Consider the following 16334-nt stretch of genomic DNA (forward strand, 5'->3'; position numbering starts at 1 on the left):
TGATGGGCCCGGCGTGCTTCGGCGGGGTGTGCCAGGACACGGGGACGGGCCCGCCCGGCTCACGCTCTCAGGCGCAGGCCTCTCGGCGTGGCCAGGAACCCGGCCGCCTCCAGGGTCCGGCCCAGTGGCGAGGTGAGGGAGGAGACGCCGTTGGTCCGCTCCACCGTCACGGTGCCGAGCGCACCGGCGCGGGCGGACGCGGCCAGGGCCTCGGCCGCCGCGAGGAGCGCGGGGGACTCGGGGTCGGACGGCCAGGCGAGCAGGGATTTGCCACCGCGCTCCATGTAGAGGGTGAGCTCGCCGTCGACGAGGACCACCAGCGCCCCCGCCTTGCGGCCCGGCTTGTGGCCCGCGCCGTCCGGGGACTCCGGCCACGGCAGGGCGGCGCCGTACGCGTTGGCTGGGTCGGCTGCCGCGAGCACCAGGGCCTGGGGCGCGGTGCCCGGGTCCCGGCGGTCGCGGGCCGTGGCGGCCGCCCGCAGCCGGTCCACCGCCCCGTCCATCGCGAACTGGGCGGCCCCCAGCCCCTCGACCACATAGCCCCGCCGAGCCTGACCGCTGTCCTCGAAGGCAGCCAGGATGCGGTACGTCGCCGAGAAGCCGCCCTCCACCCCTTCGGCCTGCACCGCGCCGCGGGTGACCACGCCGTGCCGGTCGAGGAGGGTGTGGGCCAGGGCGTGGGCGCGGTGGGTGGGCTCGGGCTCCCGCGGGGGCAGCAGGGACCAGCGGCCCGAGACCGTCGGGGGGCCGGTGCGGGAGGCGGGCCGGGCGGCCGCGGTGAGGGATCCGTACCGCCCGCGGGGCACGCTGCGTCTGGCCCGGTGGGCGGTGGAGCCCGCCGTCCGTCCGGAGCCCAGGAGCGAGCGCAGCGGGGCGAGGGTGTCGTTGGTGAGCCGCCCGGACCAGGCCAGCTCCCAGAGGGCGTCGGCGAGCTGCTGGTCGGTGGAGTCCGGGTGGGTGGTGGCCCGGACCTGGTCGGCGATCTGCCGGAAGAAGAGGCCGTACCCCCCGGAGAGGGTGGTGAGCAGCGACTCGTGGAGCGCCGACAGCTCCAGCGGGTGGGGGGCGGGCAGGAGCAGGGGTGCGCTGTCGGCGGGGTAGAGGGAGAGCCAGCCGTCCTTGCCGGGCAGCGCTCCGGCCCCCGCCCAGATCAGCTCGCCCGTGGTCGTCAGCTCGTCGAGCATCGCCGGGGTGTAGCCCATGACCCGGCTCGGCAGGATCAGCTTCTCCAGGGCGGATGCGGGGACGGGCGCTCCCTGGAGCTGTTCGACGGCGCGGGCCAGCCCGTCGATGGACCGCAGGCGGTTGGAGCCGAAGTGCTGCCACTGGGGGAGGAACGAGGCGAGCGCGGCGGGCTCCACCGGCTCCAGCTCCTGGCGGAGCGCGGCCAGCGAACGGCGGCGGAGCCGGCGCAGCACCGTGGCGTCGCACCACTCCTGGCCGATGCCCGCCGGGTGGAACTCGCCCTGGACGGTCCGGCCGGAGGCGGCGAGCCGTTGCAGCGCGCCGTCCGTGACGGCCGTGCCGAGGCCGAACCGCTCGGCGGCCCGGGCGGCGGTGAACGGGCCGTGCGTCCGGGCGAAACGGGCGAGGAGATCGCCGAGGGGATCCTTCACCGGCTCGGTGAACGCCTCGGGCACACCGACCGGGAGCGCTGTGCCCAGGGCGTCGCGCAGCCTCCCCGCGTCCTCGATCGCCGCCCAGTGGTCGGCCCCGGCGATCCGGACCTGGATGGCCCGGCGGGAGGACGCCAGCTCCGGCGCCCAGGAGGGCTCGGCGCCCCGCTCCGCCAGCTCGGCGTCGGTGAGGGGGCCCAGGACGCGCAGCAGATCCGCGACCCCTTCGATGTCCTTGATCCTGCGGTCCTCGCTGAGCCACTGGAGCTCCCGCTCCAGCTCGGTGAGGACCTCGGGGTCGAGCAGTTCGCGCAGCTCCGCCTGGCCCAGCAGCTCGGCCAGGAGGTGGGAGTCCAGGGAGAGTGCGGCGGCCCGCCGCTCGGCCAGCGGCGAGTCGCCCTCGTACAGGAACTGGGCGACGTAACCGAAGAGGAGGGAGCGGGCGAACGGGGAGGGCTCCTGGGTGGTGACCTCGACCAGCCGGACCCGGCGCGCCTCCAGGTCACCCATCAGTTCGGTGAGCCCGGGAACGTCGAAGACGTCCTGGAGGCACTCGCGGACGGCTTCGAGGACGATCGGGAACGAACCGAACTCGGACGCCACCTGGAGCAGCTGGGAGGCGCGCTGGCGCTGCTGCCAGAGCGGGGTGCGCTTGCCGGGGGAGCGCCGGGGCAGCAACAGGGCGCGGGCGGCGCACTCGCGGAAGCGGGCGGCGAACAGCGCCGAGCCACCGACCTGGTCGGTGACGATCTGCTGCACCTCGCCCTGGTCGAAGACGACATCGGCGGCACCGACCGGGGGCTGCTCGCTGTCGTACGAGAAGGCCCCCGGCGCCGGTCCGTCGTCCGCCGCGTCCGGTGCCGGCGGGGCGTCGAAGTCGAGGAGGTCCAGGCCCATCATGTCGGCGTCGGGGAGCCGCAGCACGATCCCGTCGTCGGCGTGCATGACCTGGGCGTCCATCCCGTACCGCTCACCGAGGCGGGCGGAGAGGGCGAGCGCCCAGGGGGCGTGCACCTGGGCGCCGAAGGGGGAGTGGACGACGACCCGCCAGTCGCCCAGCTCGTCCCGGAACCGCTCGACCAGGATCGTCCGGTCGTCCGGGACATGGCCGCAGGCCCGTCGCTGCTCGTCCAGATAGGCCAGGATGTTGTCCGCCGCCCAGGCGTCGAGCCCGGCGGCGAGCAGCCGGAGCCGGGCGTCCTCCTCGGAGAGCCCGCCGATCTCGCGGAGGAACGCCCCCAGGGCGCGGCCCAGCTCCAGGGGGCGGCCCAGCTGGTCACCCTTCCAGAACGGCAGCCTCCCCGGAACGCCCGGGGCGGGCGAGACGAGGACCCGGTCCCGGGTGATGTCCTCGATCCGCCAGGACGTCGTGCCCAGCGTGAAGACGTCACCGACCCGGGACTCGTAGACCATCTCCTCGTCCAGCTCGCCGACCCGGCCGCCGCCCTTCTTCGGGTCCGCGCCGGCCAGGAAGACCCCGAAGAGGCCGCGGTCCGGAATGGTGCCGCCCGAGGTGACGGCGAGGCGCTGCGCTCCGGGGCGGCCCGTGACCGTACCGCCGACCCGGTCCCACACCACCCGGGGCCGCAGCTCTGCGAAGGCGTCGGAGGGATAGCGTCCGGCGAGCATGTCGAGCACGGCGGTGAACGCCGACTCGGGGAGCGAGGCGAACGGGGCGGCCCGGCGGACCAGGGCCAGTAGGTCGTCGGCCTGCCAGCTGTCCAGCGCCACCATGGCGACCAGCTGCTGGGCGAGGACGTCCAGCGGGTTGGACGGGATGCGCAGCGCCTCGATCGCCCCGGTCCGCATCCGCTCGGTGACGACGGCGGCCTGCACCAGGTCGCCGCGGTACTTCGGGAAGACGACTCCGGTGGAGACCGCGCCCACCTGGTGCCCGGCCCGGCCCACCCGCTGGAGACCGGAGGCGACGGAGGGCGGGGACTCGACCTGGATCACCAGGTCGACCGCGCCCATGTCGATGCCGAGCTCCAGGCTGGAGGTGGCCACCACGGCGGGCAGCCGCCCCGCCTTGAGGTCCTCCTCCACCTGGGCCCGCTGTTCCTTGGAGACCGAACCGTGGTGGGCACGGGCCAGCAGGGCCGGGGCGCCCCGGGCCGCGCCCGACTGGGCCATGACCTCGGCGGGGGCGTGCGCCTCCGGCAGGGCGAGAGCAGGGCTGTCCGGATTGTCCGGATCGAAGGCTGTGCCGGTGGCCCGCTCGTACGCGATCTCGTTCAGCCGGTTGCAGAGGCGCTCCGCCAGCCGCCGTGAGTTGGCGAAGACGATCGTGGAGCGGTGCGACTGGACGAGATCGGCGATGCGCTCCTCGACATGCGGCCAGATCGACGGCTTCTCCGCCTGGGCGGCGTCCCCGTCGGTGGCGGGCGAACCGCCCAGCTCGCCCAGGTCCTCCACCGGAACGACCACCGAGAGGTCGAACTCCTTGGTGGACGGCGGCTGGACGATCTCCACCTTGCGCTGCGGCGAGAGGAAGCGGGCGACCTCCCCGACCGGCCGGACCGTCGCGGAGAGCCCGATCCGGCGGGCGGGCCGGGGCAGCAGCTCGTCCAGGCGCTCCAGGGACAGCGCGAGATGGGCGCCGCGCTTCGTACCGGCGACCGCGTGCACCTCGTCGAGGATCACCGTCTCGACGCCCGCGAGCGCGTCCCGGGCGGAGGACGTGAGCATCAGGAACAGCGACTCGGGTGTGGTGATCAGGATGTCCGGCGGCCGGGTCACCATGGAGCGCCGCTCGGCGGGCGGGGTGTCACCGGACCGGATGCCCACCCGCACCTCCGGCTCGGGCAGGCCCAGGCGCACCGACTCCTGGCGGATGCCGGTCAGCGGGGAGCGCAGATTCCGCTCGACGTCGACCGCCAGGGCCTTGAGGGGGGACACGTACAGCACGCGGCAGCGCTTCTTCGCCTCCGCGGGCGGCGGACCGGCCGCCAGCCGGTCCAGCGAGGCGAGGAACGCGGCCAGTGTCTTGCCGGAACCGGTCGGCGCGACCACCAGCACGTCACTGCCCTCGCCGATGGCCCGCCAGGCACCTTCCTGCGCGGGGGTGGGCGCGCTGAAGGCACCGGCGAACCAGCTGCGGGTCGCGGGCGAGAAGGCGTCGAGAGCGGAGCCGGTCATGTTCCCCATCGTGCACCCCACCACTGACAACGGGCCGCAGACACCGCCCGGGGCCACCCCCTCACCCTGCGTCGCACCGCCGGGACCTGCGAGAATGTGGACATGGCGGGAGCGGATCGGGCGAAGGAGTGGGCGCGGCACTGGACGTACGCGGAGCTGCCCGACCTCGATCTCCTGCGCGCCCGGTACGTCCGCCACACCTTCCCCCGGCACAGCCACGAGGGGTATGTGTTCGGGGCGGTCACCGGTGGGGTGGAGGACGTGGGGCTGCCGGGCGGCATGGTCCACGCGATCCCCGGCACCGTTGTGATGATCAACCCGGAGGTGCCGCACACCGCCCGCCCCGGGCAGCCCGAGGGCTGGGCGTACGACACGCTGTACCCCTCCGCCCAGGTGATCAACGACATCGCGGCCGAGGTGACGCCCCTGCGCGGCACGGTCGGGTTCGCCGAGAACCGCGTGACCGACCCCTACGCCGCCCGGCTGATCACCCAGGTGCACCGGGCCGCGGAGGAGGGCAACGCGCTGGCCGCCGACACCCTGCTGCGGGTTCTGGTCGTCCGCCTCCTCGACCGGCACGGCAGCTCGCTCCCCAGCGTGACGCCCCGGGCCGGAGGCGCGCGGGACGCCGAACGCGCCCGCCTCGCGCTGGAGGGGCGGATGGACGCGCCGCCCACGCTGGAGACGCTCGCCGCCGAGCTGGGCACCAGCCCCTTCGCGCTGCTGAGGGCCTTCAAGAAGGAGTACGGGATGCCGCCCCACACCTGGCTCACCGACGCCCGGGTGCGCCGGGCCCGTCGCCTGCTCGACGCGGGCATCGCCCCCGCCGACGCCGCGGTCGCCGTGGGATTCACGGACCAGCCGCACCTCAACCGGCACTTCACCCGGATCGTGGGGGTCCCGCCCGGCGCGTACCGGCGTGAGCGCGCAAGAACGTACAAGACCGGGCCCTGACCGCCCCCGTAACGTGCGGCGCGTGGCAGAACAGACAGCACCCCCAGAGAGCACCGGCGCGATCGGTGCCATATCCGCCGGGCCGCCCGGCCCGGCGCCCGACGCCCCACCGCACAAGCCGGACGCGGCCGTCGTCCGGGACGCGCTCGGCGTCGGCATCGCCGTAGGGCTCTCCGGATTCGCCTTCGGCGTCACCGCCGCAGGGTCCGGGCTCAGCCTGCTCCAGATCTGCGCCCTGAGCCTCTTCGTCTTCACCGGCGCCTCGCAGTTCGCCCTGGTCGGCGCGCTGGCCGCGGGTGGCAACCCGTACACGGCGGCGGCCGGAGCGTTCTTCCTGGGCGTCCGCAACGCCTTCTACGGGCTGCGGCTCTCCCAACTGCTGGCCTTTCCGCGTGCCCTGCGCCCCTTCGCCGCCCATTGGGTGATCGACGAGACGACCGCGGTCACGGTGGCCCAGCCCGACCGGCGGTCCGCCCGCATCGGCTTCACCGTCACCGGACTCACCCTCTACGTGCTGTGGAACCTCACCACCCTGGTGGGTGCGATGGGGGCCGAGGCGCTGGGCGACACCGAGGCCTGGGGCCTGGACGCGGCCAGTCCCGCCGTCTTCCTCGCGCTGCTCGCACCGATGCTCAGGAGCACCACCGAACGCGTCACAGCGGGGGTCGCCGTGCTGCTGGCCCTGACGTTGCTGCCCGTCCTGCCGGCCGGAGTGCCGGTCCTGCTGTCCGCGCTCGCCGCGCCCCTCGTCCTCTTCCTGATGGGACGGCGCAGGCGGGGAGCGGCGACGGCCTCACAGAAGGAGACGACGGAGAAGAAGGGCGGACGGGACTCATGAACGTCTGGATAGCGATCGGGCTGACCGCGGCAGGCTGCTACCTCGCCAAGTACGCGGGCCTGCTGGTCCCCGCGGGAGTGTTGGAGCGACCGCTCGTACAGCGGATGGCTACCCTGCTGCCGGTGGCGCTGCTGGCGGCCCTCACCGCGCAGCAGACCTTCGGCGACGGGCAGCAGCTCGTCCTCGACGCCCGGGCAGCGGGACTCGCCGCCGCGGCGCTCGCACTGATCCTGCGCGCCCCTTTCCTGGTGGTCGTCGGCGCGGCCGTGGTGGTCACGGCGGGCGTCCGCGCCCTGGGGTGAGCGACACCCCGGTCAGCCGAGGGGACGGCCGTAGGACCGCAGCGTCTCCAGGGCCCTGAGCGTCACCAGGGGCCGCCCCTCCAGAGCGGTGCCCGGCGCCCACTGCCGCCAGTTCACCGGCCAGCCGCCGTCCTCCTGCTGCTCGGCCGCCAGGTGGTCGAGCGAGCGCTCCAGCTCCCCGTCGGTGAACCAGCGGCGGGCCAGGGACCCGGGCGTACGGGCGTAGTCGTGCGGGAAGTGGTGCTCGCCCGGCGCATAGCCCGGCGCCACCGGATACTCCGCCCGCCGGGCCGGATCCAGTACCGCGAGCCGTTGGCCGCGCACCAGCCGGCCCAGCCGGTCCGCCGCCCGCTCGGCGCGGGTCCGGTCCGGAACCCCGTCCAGGAAGGCGATCGCGGCCTCGATCTCGTAGGGGTGCGACTGCTCCAGGGCGTCGACGGCGCTCCAGCAGAAGTCCGTCGCCCGGAACAGCCAGGCGTGCCACACCTCATTGCGGTGCAGCAGTCCGACGATCGGACCGGTCGCCAGCAGCTCTGCGGGTGGGTCGTCGACCAGGGGGACGAACGGTGCGGCGGGATATCCGCGTTGTAAGGGGAGCAGCGCGGGCAGCGCCCCTTCTTTGGTCGACACGTCGCTCAGATAGCGGCAGATCCGCTCCACGCGCAGTCCTTCGCAGCGGCCGATCGAGTCGAGGACGCTGAGCGCGTGGGCGGTGTGCAGCGGCTGGCTGACCGGACCGCGGAGATCGGGTTCCAGCGCGTGGGCGTAGCCGCCGTCCTCGTTCCGGTAGGCGGTGAGCGCCGTCTCCACGGGGTCCGGGTCACCGTCGAGGAAGCGATGGGCGAACCTCCGCTGTTCCAGGACGCGGGCGGTGAGCCAGATGAAGTGTTCGGCACGGACGAGGGGATCTGCTCCGGTTCCAGCCATGGACCGACCGTAGAGGGGAAAGAGGCTCCGGCACATGCCCGGCGGACGGGCTGCACTCTCAGGAGCGCGATACTGGTGGCATGCGGTTGACGATTTTCTGGGAGCGGATGGCGGACCACTTCGGTGCCGCGTACGCGGACTCCTTCGCCCGTGACCATGTGATGGCCGAACTCGGCGGCCGTACGGTGCACCAGGCACTGGACGTCGGCTGGGACGCGAAGGACGTCTGGCGCGCGGTCTGCACGTCCATGGACGTCCCCGCGGACAAGCGCTGACGCCGCCCGCCCCCGGTATCGCCCGGCCGGGGAACCGGCTGTCGGTGGCGTAGGCGAGACTTGTCCCGTGTCATCGACAGACGAGACCGTCCCGGCCCAGCCGCCCACCGCACCGCCCGCCGAGCCCCCCGCACCGCCCACCGGTCCGGCGCCCGCCCGTATGCCGGGCTGGCTGCCGCGGGCGATGGTGCTGGCCCTGGCGCTCTACGCCTGTTTCCAGCTCGGCAGCTGGGCGTTCGACCAGGTCATCGGGTTGCTGACCAATGTGCTGATCGCGTTCTTCCTCGCGCTGGCCATCGAGCCCGCTGTGGGCCGGATGTCGGCGCGCGGCATGCGCCGGGGGATGGCCACGTTCCTCGTCTTCATCGGCCTGATGATCTTCAGCGTCGGCTTCGTCGTCCTGCTGGGATCGATGCTGGCCGGCCAGATCGTCGACATGGTCGACGACTTCCCCAAGTACATCGACTCGGTGATCAACTGGGTCAACCAGACCTTCCGCACCGAGCTCTCGCGGGTCGAGGTCCAGGACAGCCTGCTGCACTCCGACTGGCTGCAGAAGTACGTCCAGAACAGCGCCACCGGGGTGCTCGACGTCTCCACCACCGTTCTCGGCGGGCTGTTCCGGCTGCTGACCATCTTCCTGTTCTCCTTCTACTTCGCGGCCGACGGTCCCCGGCTGCGCCGCGCGCTCTGCTCCGTACTCCCGCCGGCCCGGCAGACCGAGGTGCTGCGCGCCTGGGAGATCGCGGTCGACAAGACCGGCGGCTACATCTATTCGCGCGGCCTGATGGCACTGATCTCCGGCGTCGCGCACTACATCCTGCTGGTCGTCCTCGGCGTGCCCTACGCTCCGGCGCTCGCCGTCTGGGTCGGGCTCGTCTCGCAGTTCATCCCCACCATCGGCACCTATCTGGCGGGCGCCCTGCCGATGCTGATCGCCTTCACCGTCAACCCCTGGTACGCGCTGTGGGTGCTCGGATTCGTCGTCGTCTACCAGCAGTTCGAGAACTACGTACTCCAGCCCAAGCTGACATCCAAGACCGTCGACATCCACCCGGCCGTCGCCTTCGGTTCGGTGATCGCCGGGACGGCCCTGCTGGGCGCCGTCGGCGCACTGATCGCCATCCCCGCCATCGCCACGCTCCAGGCCTTCCTGGGGGCCTACGTGAAGCGGTACGACGTCACCGACGACCCCAGGGTGCACGGCGGCCCCCGCCCGCGGCGCGGGGAACCGGCCCTGTCACGGATACGCCGAGCGCTCGGCGGGAACGGCCGCACGGGCGGCTGAGCCCCGCCCGGGCCCTGTGTGTGGGGGGGAAAGACGGGCCGTGAGCCGTGACGCCCGCCGGCGGTCAGCGGTAGCCCGTGACGTCCGCGGGCAGCCCCCGGTCCTGGACTTCGGTCAGATACCGCCAGGCGTCGGGCCGGCTGCCGTCCACGTCGGTGAAGCCGTACACCTGGGCAAGCTGCCCGCTGGAGAGCGACTGTCCGTTCCAGCGCGCCACCTCCGGGTCGCGGGCGAGGGCGGTCACCGCCCGGCCCACGTACGCGGGGGACTCGGAGATCGCGAAGTGCGGCGCGTGCGCGATCGCGTCGCGCCAGGTGGCCTCGGTGACTCCGTGGGCCTGGAGCATCGCCTCGGAGCGGAGCCAGCCAGGGGTGAGCGCCACGGCGGTCGCGTCGTGCGGCGCGAGCTCATGGGCGAGCGCGAAAGCCATCCGGTTCACGGAGGCCTTCGCCAGGTCGTAGAAGAAGGACACGCGGTAGTTGACCGCGTTGTACTCGTCCGTCCCGTCGGTCATCTCGACGACCAGGCCGCCCGGGGTCTCGATCAGCAGAGGGAGCGCGAAATGGCTGGTGATGGCGTGGGTGTCGACGGCCAGCCGCAGCGTGTGCAGCCCGGTGTCGAGCGACGACTCCCAGACCGGCTTGTTCCACTCGATCTCGGCGCCCCAGATGTCGTTCACCAGGATGTGAAGGGCACCCTGCTCACTCGAAATACGTGCGACGAGCGCGCTGACCTGGTCGGGGACCAGATGGTCGACCTGGACGGCGATCCCGCGACCGCCCGCCGCGTCGACCAGCGCGGCCGTCTCCTCGATCGTCTCGGGCCGGTTCATCTCGGAGCGCTCGGAACCGCTCGTACGGCCCGTGACGTACACGGTCGCCCCGGCGGCGCCGAGCTGCACGGCGATCCCGCGGCCCGCCCCACGGGTGCCGCCCGCGACGAGCGCCACCCGCCCGGCGAGGTCGGAGCCCGCGACAGGGGAGTCGGAGCCCATAACAGGGGAACTGTCTGCCGGGGCAGGGGTGCTGTCCGGCGGCGCAGGGGTACTGTCCGGGTTTTCCGGCGGCGAAGAGGGTCCCATATCGCCTTAATGTAGGGCACGTTTTCCGTCAGAGCCCGAGCTGCGAACCGATCTCGGTGCGGGACGACAACCCCAGCTTCCGCAGCGCACGCGCCACGTGGTGCTCGACCGTCCGGTGCGAGAGGACCAGCTCCCGCGCGATCTCGCGGTTCGAGAGGCCGAGCGAGGCCAGCCGGGCCACCGCCCGCTCCCGGGGCGAGAGATGGTCGCCGTACCCCAGCGCACCGGGCCTGCGGACGGTGACCTGGCCGTGCTCCCGCAGCCCGCGCTGGCATCGCAGCACATCCCATACGGCGTCGATGTCCTGGTAGGCCGTGATCGCCTCGTGCAGCACGGTGCGCCCGCCCGCCGCTCCGGCGGCCAGCAGCCGGAGGCCCCAGGCCTCCCTGACGTACGCGGCCTCGTAGGGCCGCTCCAGAGCCGTCCAGGCGTCCGCGGCGGCCGCGTACAGGGCATCGGACCCACCGGTCCCGGCCTGCGCGCCGCTCGTCGCACCGAGCAGCGCCCGGCAGGTCAGCACCGCGGCCCGGGCGGCCGGTGCGTCCCGGTCCGCGATGCCCTCGGCCAGCTCCGCGACGAGCCGGTGGGCCTCCGTGTCCCGGCCGTCCCGGACCAGCGCCTGAACGGCGGGCGGTGCGAGGGCCGACGCCCACACCCACGCTCCGGTGCGGCGCACCTGGTGCAGGGCCCCCTCCATCGCCTGGACGGCCTGCGCGGGGCGGTCGGCGGCGAGATGGATCCGCACCGCGGCGGCCGCGGCGGAGGTCAGCACGATGCCGGTGTCCAGCGCGGTCGTGCGGACGGCCCGCTCCAGGAGGCGACGCGCCACATCGGTCTGCCCCTTGGTGTGCAGGCGCAGCAGCCCGCAGACGAGAAGGGCCTCCGCATGGAAGTCGGGCACGTTCCGGTACTGCGCCTCGGCGCGCTCGGCCCGCTCCAGCAGCCCCTTCCACCGGCCGCTCGTGAAGGCGGCGAGCATGTCCGTGGTCTCTACGAACGCTTCGAGGTACGGGGCATGGTTCGTCCGGACGGCCTCCCACGCCCGGGCCTGGAAGGCGCGGGCCCGCTCCGGGTGGCCGAGGGCGGTCGCGGCGCCCGCCAGATTGGCGTGCACCCGCGCCGCCCCCTCGCCGGTGATGGCGGCGGGCAGATCGGCCACCGCCTGCCACGCCGACGGGTCGCCCATCAGGGCCAGGGCGGTGGCGCGGTTGGCCAGCACGGCCGAGCGCAGTTCCTCCTCGTCGACCCGGGGCAGCAGCCGGTCCGCCTCGGCCAGCAGCCGCCGGTGCTCGCCGATCGGCCACCCCTTGAGGGAGGGGATCGCGATGATCGACAGCGCCCGGGCGGCCTGCCCCGTCGATACGGCGAGGAGATCGGGAACGGCCCGTGCTATCTCCTCCAGCGCCTCGAGCCCGGAACCCGACTGGTTGCGCAGCAGCAGCCCCAGGAGCAGCCGGATCTCGCCGCTCGGACCGGGGCCGAGGGAGTGCTGGTCGAGCACCTGCCGCAGGGCGGCCGGGACCTGCGGACCGGTCCGGGCGTTCAGCGCGACACGGGCCAGCTTCAGAGCGAGCCGGTCGCGGACGACGGCCGAGGGGCCGCCGCGCAGGGCGTCGAGGTAGCGGTCCGTGGCCGTACCGGCGTCCCCGCCCGCGGCGGCGCGGTCCGCCGCCGCCTCCAGACATCGCACCGCATGGGTGTGGTGGCCGGCGCTCCGGTGGTGCCCGGCGATCCGCACCAGCGGGAGGGGGCCGGTGTGCCGGGTGAGGGCACGGGCCGCACGCAGGTGCAGTACGGGCCGTTCCGGTTCGGCGACCGCCTCGTACGTGGCCCGGCGCGCCAGCTCGTAAGGGAAGGCGTAGGTTCCGCCCGCCGCCGCGACGACGCCTTCTTTCAGAGCCGCGGCGAGGGCACTACGGGTCTCCCGCTCGCCCAGCCCCGCGACCGCTCCCAGTAGGTGTACGGGAGCGGGGTCACCGAGAACCGCTGCCGCGGCGACCACCTGCCACGCGTCCGAAGGAAGGCGACGCAACCGCTCCACCACCACACGGCGCACCGAGGCGGGCAGGGGCGGCTCCGGCATCCCCGCCGTCCCGGTGGAGCACGCCGTGGGGTCGGGCCATCGCCGCAGCACCTCCTCGACGACGTACGGCAGGCCGCCCGTCCACCGGTGCAGACGGTCGGCGAACTCCTCCGGCACCGCCCGCACACCGAGCAGACCGGCGGCCAGCGCACCGGTCTCCGCCACGGACAGCGGCAGGAGATGGACCTCGGCCACCGTCACCTGAGCCGGCGGGCGCAACGGGAAGGGGAGTCCGTCGCCGCCCTCCGCGTCGGTGTGAGGAGCTGTGTGGCTGCGCGCGGTGAGGACGAGTCCCAGGTGCGGCGGCGGATCGGAGACGACCGTACGGAGGAAGGCGCAGGTGGACTCGTCGGCCCACTGGAGGTCCTCCACGACCAGAACCGCCCTCCCCAGGGATGCCGTCAACGCGCGCAGGGCCCGCAGGACGCGATGGCGTCCGGCGCGCGGATCGTCCGGAGGAGGCGGTGCGGGCGGCAGGAGGTCCGCGAGGTCGGGCAGCAGCCCCCGCAGCGCCCCGGTCAGGGGTGTCAGGTCCACTTGGAGGGGACGGGAGAGGCTCAGCGCCTCGACGAGCGGTGCGAACGGGAAGGGGGCGTCCGACTCCTGGCAGCGGGCGACCAGGGTGACGGCGCCCGACGGCGGTATCCGCGTGAGGAGTTCGCGTACCAGCCGGCTCTTTCCCACCCCCGCCTCACCCGTGATCACGACGACGGCGGGCCGGCGGTCGAGCACCGGACGCAGGTCGTCCAGGATCGCGGAGCGTCCGATCAGGACACCGGGGGCGGAGGTCGGCGGGTCGGCGTTCACGGCTTCCTTCCGCACCCGTGGGCAGCATGGGCAAGGCGGGCGGTTCGGCGGGGCCGCGCCGCCCGGCGGCCTCATGATGGCCGTTCGCGACGGTGGTGAGAAGGGGAGTGACGCCTGCGGCGCATGTGCGGGCGCCGCAGACGCCCCCCGTCCGGCCGGTGAGTGCGCGGAGAGGCCTCACCGGCCGGGTGCGCCGGGATCCACCAGGGTTCGGGACCGTGGATCACCGGCGGTCCGGTGGGGTGTTACCGGAAGCGGCCGGTCAGAACCTCAGCGACCAGGAATTCAGCGTGCCGGTGTCGTTGACCCAGTTGTCGCTCACCCGCAGCTTCCAGGTCCCGTCGGCGGGCTTGGACGCGGCGTTCACGGTGAAGGTCCCGCGTACGTCGTCGGCGCTGTCGTTGGCGTTGTAGTCCTTGAGCCGGAAGACGCCGCCGTCGGGGGCGACGAGGTCGACCCGCAGGTCACCGCGGAAGGTGTGCCGGATGTCGACGGTGACGGACAGCGCCGCGGGGGCGTTGCCCGTGATGCCGCTCACGGTGATGGGCGCCTCGACGGTCGCGTTGTCGCGGACCGGGTAGCCGGTGGTGTTCTCGAAGGTCTTCCCGGTGGGCGGAGGCGTGGTGCCGCCGTTCGGGACGTGCAGCAGGCGGTTGGGCGAACCGGTCTTGGCGTCGGTGACCTTGTTCGGGGTGGCGTCGGCGATCAGCTTGTCGTGGACCTGCTTGGGCGTCCAGGACGGGTTGGCGGAGAGGATCAGGGCCGCGGCGCCCGCCACGTGCGGGGAGGCCATGGAGGTGCCGCCGTCGGAGCGGGAGCCGGTGTCGTTGAGGTGGGAGGCGGAGACGATGTCGGAGCCGGGGCCGAACAGGTCCAGGCAGGTCCCGTGGTTGGAGGACTTGCCGCTCGGCCAGATCGAGCGGGCGTCACGGCTGTCGGTGGCGCCGACCGTCACCGCGCTCGGCACCGCCGCCGGGGAGGTGTTGCAGGCGTTGGCCCCGTCGTTGCCGGCGGCGACGACGTAGGTGACTCCGGAGGCGATCGAAGCGGCCAGCGCGTCGTCGACCGAGGCGGTCCGGCCGCCGCCGATGCTCATGTTCGCGACCGCGGGCTTGACCGCGTTCCTGGTCACCCAGTCGATGCCGGCCAGGACCGGGGCCCAGGTGGAGCCGGACGATCCCTGGCAGTTCAGGACGCGCACGCCCACGAGCTTCACGGCTTTGGCGACGCCGTACGTCGCGCCGCCGACCGTGCCCGCCACATGCGTGCCGTGTCCGTTGCAGTCCTGGGCGACGGCATCGTTGTCTATGAAGTCGTAGCCGCTGACCGCCCGGCCGCCGAACTCCTGGTGCGAGGTGCGTATCCCGGTGTCGAGCACATAGGCCGTCACATCGGACGCGGTATTGGGGTACGTGTACTTCCGGTCGCCCGGCAGGTCACGCTGGTCGATGCGGTCCAGGCCCCAGGTCGGGTCGTTCTGGGTGCCCAGGGCGTACGCGACTCCGTCGGCCTCCACCCGCGCGACGGAGGGATCGGCGGCCAGCCGCCGGGCCTGTTCCTCGTCCACCTTCACGGAGAAGCCCCGCAGCGCCGCACTGTAGGTGTGGCCGACCTTGCCGCCGTGCCGCCCGGCGAGGGATTTCGCCACCTTGCCGACATCCGCCCGCGCCACCGAGTCCTTGAAGGTGACGATGTACGAGCCCGGCACCGCGCCGGCGCGGTCGGCGCCCAGGATGCGGCCTTCGCCGGGCGGAGGGGTGGGTGCCGCTCCTGCCGTACCGGCACCGGCGATCAGTGCTCCGACGGCACACGCGGCAGCGGCGACACGCCACACCGCAGCTTGAGACACCATGCGATTCCTCCTGAGGGGTTGGCCGGACCGGCTCGGGTCCGGCGGGGCCCGCGCACGGCGAACACCGGGTGCGGGCGAAGGAAGGGGCACGGCGGGGGCTCCGGACGATGGGTCGTCGACCTCGTACGGCGGATGCCGATCTTGGGGGGCCGGCAGATGCACGAGGGGCGGAGCCACCGCCGCCTCAGGAAGAATCGAGCCATGGGGGCAGGTCGAACAATGCGTAGGTGTACCCAACCGTTCCGGCAGCGTGGTGCGCTTGACACCAAAATCGAACATCCATTCTCATGGATTTCGGCCGGGTTTTTCCGGGCCCGACTGTGGAGTTGTCCACAGGCCGGGAGGACGTCGAGGCCCATTGTCAGTGGCAGGGGTTAGCGTCTTTGACGTGAAGCGATCGACTCAAGCAAATCGGGTGGAACCCATGGCAGGAACCGACCGCGAGAAGGCGCTGGACGCCGCACTCGCACAGATTGAACGACAGTTCGGCAAGGGCGCGGTGATGCGCCTCGGCGAGCGGCCGAACGAGCCCATCGAGGTCATCCCCACGGGATCGACCGCCCTCGACGTCGCCCTCGGCGTCGGCGGTCTGCCGCGCGGCCGTGTGGTGGAGGTGTACGGGCCGGAGTCCTCCGGTAAGACGACGCTGACGCTGCACGCCGTGGCGAACGCGCAGAAGCTCGGCGGCTCGGTGGCGTTCATCGACGCCGAGCACGCGCTGGACCCGGAGTACGCCAAGAAGCTCGGCGTCGACATCGACAGCCTCATCCTGTCCCAGCCGGACAACGGTGAGCAGGCGCTGGAGATCGTCGACATGCTGGTCCGCTCCGGCGCCCTGGACCTGATCGTGATCGACTCCGTCGCGGCCCTGGTGCCCCGTGCGGAGATCGAGGGCGAGATGGGTGACTCGCACGTGGGCCTCCAGGCCCGTCTGATGAGCCAGGCCCTCCGCAAGATCACCAGCGCGCTCAACCAGTCCAAGACCACGGCGATCTTCATCAACCAGCTCCGCGAGAAGATCGGCGTGATGTTCGGCTCCCCGGAGACCACGACCGGTGGCCGGGCGCTGAAGTTCTACGCCTCGGTGCGCCTGGACATCCGGCGCATCGAGACGCTCAAGGACGGCACCGACGCAGTCGGTAACCGCACCCGTGTCAAGGTCGTCAAGAACAA

General features: G+C 73.0%; 11 protein-coding genes. 6 read left to right on the plus strand and 5 right to left on the minus strand.

Going from position 1 to position 16334, the window contains the following annotated elements:
• Positions 1-59: 59 nt before the first annotated feature.
• Positions 60-4754: a DEAD/DEAH box helicase gene (locus IE264_RS37070; protein WP_032760715.1), complete on the minus strand. Its 4695-nt coding sequence runs from the start codon at positions 4752-4754 to the stop codon at positions 60-62.
• 102 nt (positions 4755-4856) lie between these two features.
• Between IE264_RS37070 and IE264_RS37075 the strand changes: the two genes are divergently transcribed.
• From IE264_RS37075 to IE264_RS37085, 3 genes are read left to right on the plus strand one after another with little or no spacing between them, the layout of a single operon-like run.
• Complete coding sequence (locus IE264_RS37075; RefSeq protein WP_032760714.1) at positions 4857-5708, plus strand: AraC family transcriptional regulator; 852 nt, start codon at positions 4857-4859, stop codon at positions 5706-5708.
• A gap of 22 nt (positions 5709-5730) precedes the next feature.
• A complete protein-coding gene (locus IE264_RS37080; RefSeq protein WP_032760727.1) occupies positions 5731-6546 on the plus strand; it encodes an AzlC family ABC transporter permease in 816 nt (271 codons plus the stop codon).
• A complete protein-coding gene (locus IE264_RS37085; protein ID WP_032760713.1) occupies positions 6543-6848 on the plus strand; it encodes an AzlD domain-containing protein in 306 nt (101 codons plus the stop codon). The genes IE264_RS37080 and IE264_RS37085 overlap by 4 nt, the downstream gene beginning before the upstream one ends.
• 12 nt (positions 6849-6860) lie before the next feature.
• Here IE264_RS37085 and IE264_RS37090 read toward each other — a convergent pair whose 3' ends face one another.
• Positions 6861-7775, minus strand: a complete 915-nt coding sequence (locus tag IE264_RS37090) for a hypothetical protein (protein WP_032760711.1) — start codon at positions 7773-7775, stop codon at positions 6861-6863.
• 80 nt (positions 7776-7855) lie between these two features.
• Between IE264_RS37090 and IE264_RS37095 the strand changes: the two genes are divergently transcribed.
• Together IE264_RS37095 and IE264_RS37100 are read left to right on the plus strand one after the other, a co-directional pair.
• Positions 7856-8050: a DUF3046 domain-containing protein gene (locus IE264_RS37095; RefSeq protein ID WP_015611871.1), complete on the plus strand. Its 195-nt coding sequence runs from the start codon at positions 7856-7858 to the stop codon at positions 8048-8050.
• 160 nt (positions 8051-8210) lie between these two features.
• Positions 8211-9338: an AI-2E family transporter gene (locus IE264_RS37100; RefSeq protein WP_015611872.1), complete on the plus strand. Its 1128-nt coding sequence runs from the start codon at positions 8211-8213 to the stop codon at positions 9336-9338.
• 64 nt (positions 9339-9402) lie between these two features.
• Here IE264_RS37100 and IE264_RS37105 read toward each other — a convergent pair whose 3' ends face one another.
• From IE264_RS37105 to IE264_RS37115, 3 genes are all read right to left on the minus strand, one after another.
• The gene (locus IE264_RS37105; RefSeq protein WP_032760726.1) at positions 9403-10287 is read right to left on the minus strand and encodes an SDR family oxidoreductase; all 885 of its coding nucleotides are present in this window, start codon (positions 10285-10287) and stop codon (positions 9403-9405) included.
• Between the two features lie 160 nt (positions 10288-10447).
• Positions 10448-13309: an ATP-binding protein gene (locus IE264_RS37110; RefSeq protein ID WP_032760710.1), complete on the minus strand. Its 2862-nt coding sequence runs from the start codon at positions 13307-13309 to the stop codon at positions 10448-10450.
• A 262-nt stretch (positions 13310-13571) separates the two neighbouring features.
• Positions 13572-15161 (minus strand): S8 family peptidase, encoded by a 1590-nt coding sequence (locus IE264_RS37115; protein WP_032760709.1) that lies wholly within the window; start codon positions 15159-15161, stop codon positions 13572-13574.
• Between the two features lie 424 nt (positions 15162-15585).
• On the opposite strand from IE264_RS37115, the gene recA reads away from it, so the two are divergent.
• The coding region (recA, locus tag IE264_RS37120) for a recombinase RecA (RefSeq protein WP_190167889.1) at positions 15586-16334 on the plus strand (749 nt) is incomplete at its 3' end.

This window comes from Streptomyces microflavus (assembly GCF_014650075.1).
GTDB lineage: Bacteria > Actinomycetota > Actinomycetes > Streptomycetales > Streptomycetaceae > Streptomyces > Streptomyces microflavus.